Below are 12,998 nucleotides of genomic sequence, written 5' to 3'. Positions count from 1 at the left end.
CGTTGGGAGAGTGCGTATTCGACCGAGCAGGTGGTGACGGATTCCGAGTAACACGGCAGTTATCAACCATGCGGGTTCCAAGCATTTCGCCCGATATGTCCCAAGCGTCGGAGCGCAGGGTGTTCCGAGTACACACCCCTTCGACCATCAGGACGGGCCATGACCGCACCGATCACCCCGAAGAACACCGCAGTACGACGAGCCACTTTGCTGGCAGTATGCGTGAGCACCGCAATGCTCATGCTCGACATCGCCGTCGTCAACACCGCCCTGCCGTCGATCGCATCCGATCTCGATACCGGAGTCAGCGCCCTGCAATGGGTGATCGACGCGTACACGCTGGCATTGGCGACGGTGGTTCTCAGCGCCGGATCGTGGGCAGACCGACGGGGTCGACGCCATGTTTTCATCATCGGCATCCTGTGGTTCACCACGGCATCTCTGTTCTGCGCTCTGGCGCCGAACATCTGGGTGCTCGACCTCGCGCGGGCCGCTCAGGGTATCGGCGGTGCCGTACTCTTCGCCTGCTCACTTGCCTTGCTGGCGGACGTGTTCGAGAAGGGTCCCCAGCGCGCGACTGCTCTGGCTGCATACGGCGCCACGATCGGGGGCGCGTTTGCCGTCGGCCCACTGGTGGGCGGGTTGCTCACCGAGTTGTTGGATTGGCGCGCAATCTTTTTGATCAACGTTCCGATCGGGTTGATCACACTGGCGATGACGGTGCGGTGGGTTCCCGAGTCACGCGATCCTCGGCCTCGCCGCGCGGACGTGCCCGGGCAGATTCTGGTGTCCACCGGCCTGGCAGCTCTGGTGTTCGGTTTGTTACGCGGTAACGAGGATGGGTGGTTCGAGCCGCAGCCGATGATCGCCGCGGTGATCGCCGCGGCCGCCATGATCGGTTTCTCCCTGCACGAGCTTCGTACCACCGAGCCCATGCTGCCCCCGCATCTGCTCGCCAATCGGGCCTTCGCCGGAGCGCAGATCGCAGCGTTCTCGATCTCCGCCTCCCTGTTCGCGGTGTTCGTCTACACGACCATCTACCTGCAGAACGTGCTGCATCTGTCTCCCGTGGACGCCGGCCTGCTGTATCTACCGGCGACGATAGCGATGTTCGTCGTCGCGGGCGCCACCGCGAAATTGGACGGGCGCATCCCCGTCTCGGTCTCGTTGACGTGCTCGCTTCTACTCGTCTCGGTGGGGCTGGTCATGATGACCGTCGTCGACGTGACCAGTTCGCCGTACGCGATACTTCCCGGATTTGTTGTCGCGTGCGTGGGGGCCGGGGTGTTCAACCCCGTCATGAGTGGGTTGGTTCTGGGCGAAAGCACTTCGAACCATTCCGGATTGGCCGCAGGGATCAACGACGCGTTCCGGCAGACCGGCATCGCAGTCGGGGTTGCCGTGCTCGGCGCCTTCCTTCCGGCGCAGTCGATGCTGCCCGGCGGATCACCGGACGAGTTTGTCGGTGGACTTCGGTTGGCTCTGTTTGTCGCAGCCTTCATCGCAGCTCTCGGTGCGTTGGTCTGTGCGGCGACGCTGCGCACTACCAGCGTCAACCAGACTCTTTCCGAGGAATCCGAGCAGATGTTGACGAGAACTAGTTGACCGTTTTGTCCTGCATGTATGAATTTCGCTCCTTAGAATCGAACCGTCCTGCGTCCGCAGGTACGAGGGGAAACGGATGATCTATCGACTGCTCGGGCCGTTGGAGGTCGCACGGGGTCCGGCGACGAGCGACGTGATCGATCTGGGCCCTCGAAAACAACGAACGGTCCTTGCCGTTCTACTGCTCAACCGTGGTCGCGTCGTCTCCACCGACCGGCTGATCGATGCTCTCTGGCACGACGACGCACCGGCGAGTGCGATGGCAAGCATCCAGGCGTATATCTCCAACCTGCGCCGAGCGCTACGCGTCGAAACCGGTACGGCGTCACCGATAGTGCGTCAATCGCCGGGCTATGTCCTCGAGGTCGCTCCGGCAGACGTCGATCTGTCGGTGTTTCTCGACGACGCCGAAACGGCGCGACAACACGCTGAGAACGAACGGTGGCAGGAGGCTTTGACGACCGCTGACCGTGCCCTCGCCTCGGTCCGGGGGCAGCTTCTGGACGACCTGAACGACGCGCACTGGGTGGAGGTGGAAGCCGCAGCCTTCGAGGAAGTGCGGACCGAGTGCCGGGAGACCCGGATAACGGCGCTTCTGGCTCTGGGGCGCCTGGCACCCGCGCTGGTCGAAGCTGCTCAACTCTGTGGCGAGTACCCGTTCCGCGACCGGACCTGCTGGCTGCGAATGGTTGCCCTGCATCGGGCGGGCAGGTCACCGGAAGCCTTGGAACAGTTTCGATTACACGCGTCTCGGCTCGACGCCGAGCTGGGACTGGAGCCCGGCGGGGAGCTGACAGCATTGCAAGGCGCGATCCTGCGCCACGAACCCGGCCTGGCCGCCTGGCCGCGCACTCCGGGATGGACGGGGGCCGAACAAGTTTCGGTCCCGGCTTCTCCCCCAGCCGTAGCAGCGATGCCCGAGACGGATTCCTCACGCTTGTTCGTCGGGCGCGACGCTCAGACGATTGTCGCCGACAAGATGCTCGACGACGTTCGCCGTGGCTCACCTCGCTGGTTGATCTTGACCGGCCCCGCCGGCATCGGCAAGACACGATTCGCCGAGGAGTGTTCGTCGAGAACAACGTCCATTCGAGGAGCCACCGTCTGGGCACGTTGCCCGGAGGACGACGGAACGCCGCCGTGGTGGCCGATCCGCCGACTGGTTCGGGAACTCGGAGCCGACGCCGATTTCGTACTGACGCCGCCGACGGACATCGATCCGGACGAAGCGAGATTTGCCGTCTACGAACGGGTTCGCACCACCATCGAAGCTGCGGCGAAAGATGCACTGTTGACCGTCGTCATCGACGACATTCAATGGGCCGATCCCACGTCCCTTCGTTGCCTGACCTACCTGGTCGGCGCAATGACCAGTGCCAGAGTCTGGTTCGTGTCGACGCTCCGAGACTCGGAAGTCGGGCCGGCAGTGCGCAAGTTCGAAGAAGCCGTACTCCACGGCGAAGGAAACCGAACCATGATTGTGCCGGCGCTCGCGCAGGGCGAGGTTGCAACACTCGCAAGGTGCGTCTCCGGGGACACGCTCGACGACGCGGAGGCGCGAACCCTGGCGGAACGAACCGGCGGCAACCCGCTGTTCGTCTCGGAGTACGCCAGGCTTCCCCGGAACGAGCGACTGGGCGACGGCATCCCCGTCGCCGTTCGATCTGTCCTCGGTCGACGGCTTGCCGCAGTGGAACCGGCAGTGTTGCACGCTCTTCGGGTTGCCGCAGTTATCGGCGACGCCATCGAGGTGTACACACTGGCCGCAGCCACCCGTCTCGATGTCGACACTCTCGCCGACCATCTCGACGCGGCTGCTGACGAACGAATCATCGTCGCGGACTCGACAAACGGCGGTTACGTCTTTGCTCACGGCCTTCTCCGAGACGAAGTCCTCGAAGCGATGCCCACGCTTCGTCGCCAGCGGATACATGCCCGAGTTGCCGAAGTGCTCGAAAATTCCTCCGATCCGGACCGGCTGAGCCGCCGCGCGCAACATCTGATGTCGGCACTTCCCCTGGTCGATCCACTCGTCGTTCTGGAGGCATGCACGGCTGCAGCTCAGGATGCGACCGATCGGTGGAGTTCGGAGACCGCGGCCGAGTGGTGGGAGGCAGCTGTCCGCGCGTTCGACTTACTTCCGGTGTCCCAGCAATCCGCTGACGATCGGGACGACCTGCTGGTGGCCAGAGTCGAGGCCCTCGCCCGCGCAGGTCGAGGGCAGACAGTTCTCGACGTCGTCAATGCCGGTCTCCTCGAGGCTGTTCGGGAGGGGCGAACCTCCGCCGTCGGACGATTGGCAGGCGCATTACTTCGGGCCGCCGGTGCGTGGCCGTGGGTTTCCTACGGTACCGATCCGGGACCACTGCTCGAACGGCTCGCGGCGGTCGAGCCCTTGGTCGAGAACGACAGGTCAGCTCACGCACGGGTTCTTGCTGCGCTGGCGGTGGGAAGTTGCTACCACCCCGAAGCCGAGATCCCGAATCGATGGAGCGCCCGTGCTCTCGACATCGCCCGCGAACTCGACGATCCGGATGTGATCGCGGACGCGCTGCTCGGACGGATTCTGCTTTTCTCCGGAGTCGCGGTGCACAGCGCGGAGTCCATGCGCCTACTGCGCGAGCTTTTCGAACTGCCGCACCAACAATCGCGTGTCGACAGCGTCGTCGCACACGCCGTCGCGAGCATGACGGAGATGAATCTGGCCAATGTCGATGCTGCCGTCAAACACGTCAGGCAGGGGATCATCGGCTGCGAGCTACTGAGACTCCCGGTGGTTCGGGTCCAATTACGCTGGATGGAAGCAACTCTCGCCGAATGGTACGGAGACTTCGCGCAAGCCCGCCGGCAGTACGAGACGGCCAGGCAGATCCATCTGCAAACGGAGTTGTACACGGCTGGCAGCGCAGATCTGGCGTTCAACACTCTGGAATGGGAGCGAGGTGCGTTGGCAGAATCTGATCCCGGTGTCGTGGAACCTGATTCGTGGACCATCGCCATCGACGCCGCCCGAGGCGAGCGCGAGGCCACTTCCGAAGGCATCAAGAAGTGGCTGATCAATCGCGGGCCACAGACGTGGACGACATTGGGACACCAGACACTACTTGCACGCGTCGTGGCAGATCTGGAACTGGTCGAATACGCCGACACGTTCATCGACCTACTCTCGCCACACACCGGCTGCATCGCAACGGTGGGCCATGTCGGTGAACTGGGCTCGGTCGCCGAAGCCTCCGCTCGGCTGCACGCGCTTCTCGGTCACGTCGAGCAGGCATCGACTCTCCTGGATCAGGCCGAGAAGATCGCAACTGGCTCCGGCGGAGCACCAACACTGCTGCGCTGTCGACTGCTTCGGGCGCAGCTCCGAGAGCCGTCCGCCGAACGTGAACGGGAGCTGACGGAAGTGGCGGCCGAATCGGAGACACTCGGTATGCGGGGCGTAGCTGAACGAGCGCGATCGACATGGCCCTGAACTGCGAGAATGCGCTTGGATAAAACTTGGATCCGCTCGGGATACATACGTCAAGAACCACCCAAGCCTGTTCGGACATCCTTCCCTTGACCGAAAGACGGATGAGGAAAGGAAGACCATGAACCTTCAAACCCCCACGCTCGACGCCGCGGTCGAATCACTGCGCGCAGAGGTGACCGGCTCCGTTTCCCTGCCTGGCGAAACGGGATACGAGTTGGCGATTCCGTGGAATGCAGCGGTTCCCGTCGCGCCTGGCGCTGTGGTGGCAGTCGAGAGCGCGCAAGACATTGTCGCAACGGTGCGATTCGCGGCGAAGTTGGGTCTGCGCGTCGGTGTTCAGCGCACCGGCCACGGCGCGGTCCCTCTCGGCAGTGACGTTCTCCTCGTCCACACCGGCAGGCTCACGGAGTGCGTCGTCGACCCCGAAAACCGCACTGCCCGAATCGGCGCGGGCTTGATCTGGCAGGACGTCATCGACGCTGCCGCACCCCACGGCTTGGCGCCACTGGCAGGTTCTTCACCCACGGTCGGAGTCGCCGGCTTCCTCACCGGCGCCGGCATCGGCCCGATGGTGCGCACGTACGGGCTCTCGTCGGATCACGTTCGTTCGTTCGACATCGTCACCGGCAGTGGCGAACTCATTCATGTCACCCCCGACGAACATGCCGAATTGTTCTGGGGACTGCGCGGCGGCAAGGCCACACTGGGCATTGTCATAGCCATCGAGATCGACCTACTACCGGTCACCCACTTCTACGGCGGTGCACTCTATTTCGACGGCGCAGATGCAAGCGCGGTCGCGCACGCCTGGCTGGACTGGTGCGCCGACCTGCCTGAGCACAGCTCGACCTCTCTTGCCTTTCTGCAACTTCCACCCCTTCCACAGGTTCCGCCACCGCTGGCCGGCAGGCTCACCGTCGCGGTCAGATTCGCAAGTCTTGCCGAGGAATCCGATGCCAAGTCACTGATCGACCGAATCCGTTCAATCGCAACGCCCTTGATCGACGCAGTCGGTGTGCTGCCTTATGCCGCCCTCGGGGCAGTGCACGCCGATCCCGTCGACCCGATGCCGACGCACGAATCCACGGCATTGACCAACGAGCTGTCACACGAGGCCGTCGACGCATTGCTGGCCACTGCCGGCCCCGGATCCGGTTCACCCCAAACCGTCGTCGAATTACGTCTCCTCGGGGGCGCCCTCGCACGGGAACCTGAGCACCGCAGCGCCTTCTGCCATCGTGACGCTGCCTTCTCGCTGTTCACCGTCGGAGTTCTTGCCCCACCAATGGTCGACGCGGTAGTCCCGCACGCCGAGACTCTCGGACGAACGATGGCGCCATGGACGAACGGGCATGCACTGCCCAACTTCGCGCCGAGCGTCGACCCGGAGAAGATCGCCCGCACCTACGACGAGGACACCGCTCACTGGCTGAGCGCTTTGGCGGACACGCATGATCCGCAGGGAGTCCTGGCCGTCGGTCAGGTCATGCGCCGGATCTCCTGAACTTCGCCAACTCTCGCAACCGGACCAGATCCCAGGCGTGCCGGGGGCGACGGATACCCGGTCGATCTCGGGGGACTCTGACCCTCAGCGCCTGCGGACTGACCGTGCATCTGACCGGAGTTGGCATCACCAGCGCCTCGCCGTCGACGCCGACCGGAATCTCGTCGGTGTCGGCGTCGACGATCACCTCGAATCCGGTGCCCTGAGCCAGACCGTGTTGATGCGCCCGATGGAGCAACCCGATGGCCTGACGGGCACTGCTGACGGAGATCGCGACGATTCCGAGAGTGCCCCGGTCCAATCGCGGCCGATGACCGAGCCCCGCCAGGTCGTTCATCTCGTACGGGCCGTTGCTGACCAGCACAGCCTGTGGACCCACCGCGGACACGCTCGGGGAGCGCGCGGTCAGCACCGCTCCGGCACGTCCGGCGAGGAGATCCGGGAGCATCTGCAAGAAGGTGCTGGTCTTGGCGTCGCGGTACTCCGGACTCTGGACTACCTCGGCGTACGCCCCGAACGATGCGTTGTTGACGAAAGTTCGACCGCCGACGTTTCCCAGATCCACCGTGACCTCGACGCCGTCGACGAGCGCGTCGAGGCACCGAGATGGATCCTCGAGATCGAGCCCCAGATCCGCGGCGAAGTGGTTGCGCGTTCCCGCACTGACGACGAGGAAGGGCAGGTCGTGTTCGGCCGCGACAGCAGCAACCAGTGCCTGCGTTCCGTCGCCACCGGCAACACCGAGTAGGTCGGCGCCGTCCGCGACCGCCTGCCTGGCCAAGGCCGTCACGTCGATCTTCTCGGGCCCCTCGAGCAGTGCGACCGTGGCCCCCCGTTCCTCGGCCTTGCGTTTCAAGTCGAACTTCTCGACCTTGCCACCACCGGAGTTCGGGTTCATCACGAAGAACGGTTTGACGGGCGGCGGTGCAGTTCGCTCGACAACCGGCAATTCCTTCTCCTCCCCCTCCAAGGCGGTGCGAGCGAAGATACCGGCTACGACGAACAACCCGATCGCAAGGAGCACCACCCACAGGAGGCGTTCTCGGACCAGGAAGGTGAGCACCACGATCGGCGTCAGAACCGCCACGGCCAACGAGAGCCAGCGGAGGAATCCGCGGGTGGTCAGAAACCAGTACACGGCTACGACGCACACGACCACCCCACCGATTCCCAGGATCAGCATGGTCAAGGTTTTCAGTCCGGCGAAGATCAGGAGCACCGCGACTGCAAGAACCAGGGCCGCGAAGGCTGCGCGCGCCAACCAACTCTGTTTCGACGAGGGCCGATCCGTGTGGGCAGAGGTCGTCATCGAGCCACCTCCCCGCGATTGTCATTTCGGCCGGTACTTCGACGCTATCCCTTCGAAGCAGGCCAGTCACCTACCGGCAAGAATCTCGCGATCGCGCACTGCTACTTTATGACGACACCTCGTCATAAAAAGGAGTAGCCGTGACAACACCGACGTCCGAAGCGTGGGAATCCGCCGAAGGAACCCTGACCGGCATTCGGAAAGCCGGACTCCACGGACTGCGTTGGACGGCCTGGTTGGCCGGCGCGACAGGTCTCGCACAATTGGTGTCGATCGGGCTGAACTTCACCGACACTGTCAGCGGAATCGTTCCGGCCACGTACCCGCCTGTAGATGTGGCGTGCAGCGTCGTCGCGCTCGTTCTTCTGGTCAGCCTGCTTGTCGGCCGCCCCAACGGTCCCGCGATGTTGTCGAGTCTCGCCCTCCTCATGGCCATGCTGATGGCGCCCACCCTTCACAAACACGCACCCGAGTCGCTCTGGCTGGCGGCGGCACACGCCGTCTCGGTCGTCGCCGTCATCACGCTGTCCGTGATGACTTCGCGGTTCTCCAGTGCCGAGTTGGATCGGTCGTGACACCGGATTCACCCCTCTCGCTTGCAGCTGAGGAATGGATCACTGATCTCACTACCGCGGAGATGGAGCGATTGCGCAAACGCACGACGCTCACACTCGCCGAAGAGCAAGAGGTCTGCCGATCCGTACGCTCGATCGCGCAGCAGATGATGCTCGCACCCGTCTCGATGTGGCAAGGTGATCCGCGCCTTGTTGCGGACCTGTTCGACCTCCCCGTGACCGTGAATCAGACCCAGGAGGATCGACCATGCCGAAGTTGACCGGTGGTGCGACAACCGCTGAGCACAAAATCGCCACCCGAGAAGCCATGTTGGACGCGTTCATTCGCGAACTTCACGAGCAGGGCTGGCAGAACGTGAAGCTGCAGACGGTGGCCCAGGCGGCCGGCGTCTCGCGGACAGCGGTGTACAACTACTTCCCCGACAAATCCGCGTTACTGCTCGCCTGGTCCACCCGCGAGATGGATAGATTCCTACTCCTGGCCGAGCGTGAACTCGCGGACCGCGAGAATCCTGTGGACCGACTCGAAATCCTCGTCAAACTGACACTCGTCGAGTTCTCACTGCAACGATTCACAGGAATCGCGTTGGTCGAATTGTTGTCAGCGCAGGATCGCGAAAGTTTCCTCGAACATATTGTCCCGCTGTCGGTTCTGGTCGAACAGCTCGTCCAGGAAGGTGTCGACGCCGGTGTCTTTGTCGATTCCGATGCTGCCGCATCCGCGCAACTCATCCTCGCCTGCGTGGAAAGCCGACGCCCGATGCTCATGGCCGGCGACCGAGTGGACGCCGTCGTAGCGACCACCGTCCCGTTCATCATGCGCGCGTTGGGCGTTGCGTGGCCGACTTCCCTCGCGGCCGAACCCTCCGATCGCTCTGCTCACGATCGGTAGGATCGCAGATATGCATTTCGACCTCCCGCCCATCGATCAGCAAGCCGAGCGATTGATCGAACTCGGTGTTCACGAGATGGCCGGAATTTCTGCCGGCGATGTCAGGGAGGCCGCAACCGGGCACGGTGATGTCGGACTACTCACCGTGCACGAAAAACTGGCTCCGGCTTCAGTTCTGACTCCGCTGCTCGAGCTCGAGAACAAGCGCGGATTCATAGTCGTCGACATGGCGGACGTCGATCTGTTCACCCCCACCGAGCAGTCAACGCTGCCCGAAAGCCCATTACATCTGCTCAGTGGAGTCGACCGCGGGGATCACCTGGCCAACTGGAGCCCGGACGAAGCATTGCCCGCAATCGTCGACGCAGACCGTACGCCGCTGACGCTTACCGAAGGCATCCACTGGCTGTTGCAGCGCCCCGACATTCTCGAACGCGGAAAGTGTTTCATGACCATCGGCTCCCGACTGCGCAAACCTGACGGATCCTTCGACACCAGAACTCCCGCCGTGTGGATCAGCAACGGAACCGGTCGCGACGGCAAAGACAACCGCAACGCCCCGAAAGTCGGGTGGTGCTGGTGGGGTAACCGCCACACGTGGTTGGGGTTCGCATCGGCGAGCGACCGGGTACCGCTCCCGAACTAGAGCACGGTTGCGCGGTCGAATCGGTACCGATCCTTCCACGGCATCTCGGCCTCGAGCATTGCAGCGGCAGAAAGTAATTCCGCGTCGCAACCCCATTTCGCCGAGATCATCACGCCGAGTGGAACGCCGTCTTCCGTCCAACCGAGTGGCAGACTGATCGACGGGAAACCGGTTGCATTGGCGACGACGGTGTTTCCGGTGAAAGCGACCATGTCGATCAGTTCGGTCGCGGGATCTTCGTCGTTGCGCAACTCCCCGATCGCAAGCGGCGGCTTCGTCACAGTCGGAGTGACAACAAGGTCGGCGTCGGCGTAGTCGAGACTCCATCGCCGCGCCCAGGCCTGAACAATACCGATTGCCGCGGCCAGCTCACCCGAAGACACCTGGTTTGCTTGAACTCGCAAGTGCTGCACTATCGGACGCAGAAGGTGTTCGTACTCCTCCGGGATCGGCTTGGTTCCCGCCAAAGACGAGAACATCTTGACGAAAGCATCGATGAAAATGTCATCGCGAGCCTGCGGTCGCTCGAACACGTTGTGACCCAGACCCTCCAACACAGACCCAACCTTCGATACAGCAGCCGAGAGCTGCGCATCCACGGCTCCGCCGGAGACCGATCCGTGAGCAAGAGCGACGGTCAAGGGGCGAGCCCGAACTCCCCCAGCCTGTACGACGAACTCTTCGAACGACTTCGGCCGAGACGGGTGGATAGTTCCGGCGCCAGGTCGCGTCGCCAGAACGTCCAGCAGCGCAGCGGTATCGCGAACTGTCCCGGCGATCGGCCCCTTGCTCGCAAATCCGAAGTTGTCATGCCCCGCCACGCCCATCGTGATCAAACCGCGGCTCGGCTTGAGGCCCACCACTCCGCACGTACTTGCCGGCGAACGCAACGAACCGGCGGTGTCACTTCCCTGCGCAAACGGCACCAGACCAGCGCCGACGGCGGCAGCAGCGCCGCCACTGCTGCCGGCGGCACTCCGCGTGCGATCGAACGGACTGCGAGCAGGCGGAGCGACTTCCGGCTCGGTGTAACAGGCTGCCCCGAACTCGGGCACCGTCGTCTTACCGATGTCGATCAACCCACCTTCTCGGATCGCCTCGACGATCTCGTCGTCAGCGTCCGGCACGAAGTCGCGAAAGAGCGCCGATCCGAAGGTCGTGCGAATGCCGCGCGTTGCGTCGAGGTCTTTGATTGCCGTCGGAACGCCGAACAGGCGCGGAAGGGGCCCGGCGTCCCGCTCGTCCAACCTGCGCTGCGCTTGTTCGGCGAGGGCGACTGCGTGCTCCCCGGCGATCGTCGTGAAGGCGCCGACGTCATCGGAAGTGGTCGCACGGTCGACGAAGTACCTGGTGACTTCGGGAATCGAGACCTGTTTGGCGGCGATAACACCGGCAAGTTCGACGGCGGACAGTTGATGGAGATCGGTCATCGGGCAGCGCTCCTTGGAGGTCGATGGACACTTGTAATTTCGATACGCGTATCGCTATTGTTGTCAGCATGGTATCCGAATCCACCAGCTCTGCAAGGGCTGGTCGACCAAAAGCATTGAGTCACAGACAGATTCTTGATGCCGCGGCAGAGATCGCCGATACGGACGGCCTGGATGCGGTGTCATTTCGAGTGCTCGCCGAACGACTCGGCATATCGCCGATGTCCGTCCACCGCACAACCGGCGGCATCGACGCCTTGAGGCGAGATCTGATCTCGACTCTCGTAGGCGAAGCCGTCTCGTCGATCGACTGGCCGACCGACTGGCGCGGGGTTGCCCGCACGTTCGCCTACGGCCTCCACGACCTCCTGATGCGCCATCCCCTGGTCCTGGAAGCCCATCGGCAGGCATCACTGGAAGCACCCGGGGCCGACGATACCGCCCACCGAGTCGTGAGCGCCCTTTCCTTGGCCGGCCTCGAGGACGAGCAGGCCACGTACGCATACGGCGCGCTGCATGATTTCGTCACCGGACACGTCGCAATTCAATTGGGACGCGGCGCTTTCGACAGCGCACCTGCCGATCGACGCGAGGCATCGGTGTTCGCACTTCATCACGATCCCACCCGAAGGTTCGAGTTCGGAGTCGCCCTCATCCTGGACGGTGTGGCGTCGATCGCGCAGCAAGGAACCACATCATGACGAGCGGCGTGACCACAACCGAAATTCGCGACGCGTTGGGGCGTCGTATCGCATTCTGCGAGTACGGCGATCCGACTGGCCACCCGGTAGTCGTGGCCCACGGATCACCTGGCAGCCGATACGAAGGGCTCTCACTCCACAACGCGTCTTCGACGGCAGGCATACGGCTGATAGTCCCCGATCGACCCGGCTTCGGACGCACGGATCCGTACACGGACAAGGGATTTCATTCCTGGGACGACGACTTCGTCACCCTGGTCGATCACCTCGAGTTGGGCTCGGCCACACTGATGGGTTTCTCCGGAGGCGGCGGTTACGCGCTCGCAGTCGCTGCAGCCGTTCCCGAACGAGTCTCGAAACTGGTGCTGGCGTGCGCCATGATCCCCGGGGCACCGCGAGATACTTTGCGACGCAGAATAAAACTGGTATCTGCGTTGTACTTTGCCGCCACCTGGGCTCCCCGTGTGGCCGGCGCAATGCTCGCAGGAACCGGAGTGTTCTCCAAGCTACGCAGCGACTCAGTCTCGATCTGGCCGGCCGCCGATCAGGCAGTCATGACCGACGAGGTACATCGCCCCGCTCTCCAGTTGGATTCATCCGAAGGGATCGCACAGGGCGGATCCGCAGGGGTTGTCGACTTGGCTCGGTATCGCCACGAGATGCCTGGACTCTTCCAATCGATCTCGGTACCAACGGTTTTCCTACACGGAACCGACGACGGAAACGTACCCATCGAAGTAGCCCGCTGGGCACACTCGTTGATTCCCGACTCTCGCTTCGAAGAGATCAACGGAGGCGGCCATCTGTTCGTCGTCGCGGACCCCACTCCACTCCTTCGCGCCCTCGCCTAATTCCCTATTGACT

At 63.3% G+C, this 12,998-nt stretch carries 11 protein-coding genes; 9 read left to right on the top strand and 2 right to left on the bottom strand.

Translation table 11 applies throughout. The features are described from left to right. The first annotated feature begins 159 nt into the window (after window positions 1-159). The 3 genes from YH3_RS13210 (at window position 160) to YH3_RS13200 (ending at window position 6,581) form a co-directional block, all read left to right on the top strand. The gene (locus YH3_RS13210) at window positions 160-1,605 is read left to right on the top strand and encodes an MFS transporter (RefSeq protein WP_064443558.1); all 1,446 of its coding nucleotides are present in this window, start codon (window positions 160-162) and stop codon (window positions 1,603-1,605) included. A 76-nt stretch (window positions 1,606-1,681) separates the two neighbouring features. Then, window positions 1,682-5,077, top strand: a complete 3,396-nt coding sequence (locus YH3_RS13205) for a BTAD domain-containing putative transcriptional regulator (protein WP_082920587.1) — start codon at window positions 1,682-1,684, stop codon at window positions 5,075-5,077. Window positions 5,078-5,195: 118 nt separating this feature from the next. Then, window positions 5,196-6,581, top strand: a complete 1,386-nt coding sequence (locus YH3_RS13200) for an FAD-binding oxidoreductase (protein WP_064443557.1) — start codon at window positions 5,196-5,198, stop codon at window positions 6,579-6,581. On the opposite strand, the gene YH3_RS13195 is transcribed toward YH3_RS13200, so the two are convergent. Beyond that, window positions 6,562-7,890, bottom strand: coding sequence for a diacylglycerol kinase family protein (locus YH3_RS13195; RefSeq protein ID WP_064075088.1), 1,329 nt, complete (start codon window positions 7,888-7,890; stop codon window positions 6,562-6,564). The genes YH3_RS13200 and YH3_RS13195 overlap by 20 nt on opposite strands. A 140-nt stretch (window positions 7,891-8,030) precedes the next feature. Here YH3_RS13195 and YH3_RS13190 point away from each other — a divergent pair, with 140 nt between their 5' ends. The 4 genes from YH3_RS13190 to YH3_RS13175 are packed head-to-tail and all read left to right on the top strand — an operon-like array spanning window position 8,031 to window position 10,003. After that, on the top strand, window positions 8,031-8,465 hold the full coding sequence (locus YH3_RS13190) for a hypothetical protein (protein WP_054826733.1): 435 nt from the start codon (window positions 8,031-8,033) through the stop codon (window positions 8,463-8,465). After that, window positions 8,462-8,725 (top strand): hypothetical protein, encoded by a 264-nt coding sequence (locus YH3_RS13185; protein WP_007730221.1) that lies wholly within the window; start codon window positions 8,462-8,464, stop codon window positions 8,723-8,725. Before YH3_RS13190 ends, YH3_RS13185 begins: the two co-directional genes overlap by 4 nt. After that, window positions 8,713-9,357: a TetR/AcrR family transcriptional regulator gene (locus tag YH3_RS13180; protein WP_054188290.1), complete on the top strand. Its 645-nt coding sequence runs from the start codon at window positions 8,713-8,715 to the stop codon at window positions 9,355-9,357. Before YH3_RS13185 ends, YH3_RS13180 begins: the two co-directional genes overlap by 13 nt. 10 nt (window positions 9,358-9,367) lie before the next feature. Then, window positions 9,368-10,003, top strand: coding sequence for a DUF5701 family protein (locus YH3_RS13175; RefSeq protein ID WP_064443556.1), 636 nt, complete (start codon window positions 9,368-9,370; stop codon window positions 10,001-10,003). Here YH3_RS13175 and YH3_RS13170 read toward each other — a convergent pair. Beyond that, a complete protein-coding gene (locus YH3_RS13170; RefSeq protein ID WP_064443555.1) occupies window positions 10,000-11,433 on the bottom strand; it encodes an amidase in 1,434 nt (477 codons plus the stop codon). The two genes, YH3_RS13175 and YH3_RS13170, sit on opposite strands and share 4 nt — an antisense overlap. A gap of 116 nt (window positions 11,434-11,549) precedes the next feature. Here YH3_RS13170 and YH3_RS13165 point away from each other — a divergent pair, with 116 nt between their 5' ends. Both YH3_RS13165 and YH3_RS13160 read left to right on the top strand, forming a co-directional pair. Then, the gene (locus tag YH3_RS13165) at window positions 11,550-12,134 is read left to right on the top strand and encodes a TetR/AcrR family transcriptional regulator (protein WP_230359246.1); all 585 of its coding nucleotides are present in this window, start codon (window positions 11,550-11,552) and stop codon (window positions 12,132-12,134) included. Beyond that, entirely contained in the window at window positions 12,131-12,985 is an 855-nt protein-coding gene (locus YH3_RS13160) for an alpha/beta fold hydrolase (RefSeq protein WP_064443554.1), read from the top strand. Before YH3_RS13165 ends, YH3_RS13160 begins: the two co-directional genes overlap by 4 nt. Window positions 12,986-12,998 lie beyond the last annotated feature (13 nt).

The organism is Rhodococcus sp. YH3-3, assembly GCF_001653035.1.
In the GTDB taxonomy this organism is placed as follows: Bacteria; Actinomycetota; Actinomycetes; order Mycobacteriales; family Mycobacteriaceae; genus Rhodococcus_F; species Rhodococcus_F qingshengii.
The sequence above is the reverse complement of the archived record's forward strand: the minus strand, read 5'-3'. Positions and strand labels throughout refer to the sequence as shown.

What these genes read in the sequence shown, in the direction of transcription:
- YH3_RS13210 (WP_064443558.1), top strand. Translation starts at nt 160, where the DNA reads ATGACCGCACCGATCACCCCGAAGAACACCGCAGTACGACGAGCCACT.
- YH3_RS13205 (WP_082920587.1), top strand. Translation starts at nt 1,682, where the DNA reads ATGATCTATCGACTGCTCGGGCCGTTGGAGGTCGCACGGGGTCCGGCG.
- YH3_RS13200 (WP_064443557.1), top strand. Translation starts at nt 5,196, where the DNA reads ATGAACCTTCAAACCCCCACGCTCGACGCCGCGGTCGAATCACTGCGC.
- YH3_RS13195 (WP_064075088.1), bottom strand. Translation starts at nt 7,890, where the DNA reads ATGACGACCTCTGCCCACACGGATCGGCCCTCGTCGAAACAGAGTTGG.
- YH3_RS13180 (WP_054188290.1), top strand. Translation starts at nt 8,713, where the DNA reads ATGCCGAAGTTGACCGGTGGTGCGACAACCGCTGAGCACAAAATCGCC.
- YH3_RS13175 (WP_064443556.1), top strand. Translation starts at nt 9,368, where the DNA reads ATGCATTTCGACCTCCCGCCCATCGATCAGCAAGCCGAGCGATTGATC.
- YH3_RS13170 (WP_064443555.1), bottom strand. Translation starts at nt 11,433, where the DNA reads ATGACCGATCTCCATCAACTGTCCGCCGTCGAACTTGCCGGTGTTATC.
- YH3_RS13160 (WP_064443554.1), top strand. Translation starts at nt 12,131, where the DNA reads ATGACGAGCGGCGTGACCACAACCGAAATTCGCGACGCGTTGGGGCGT.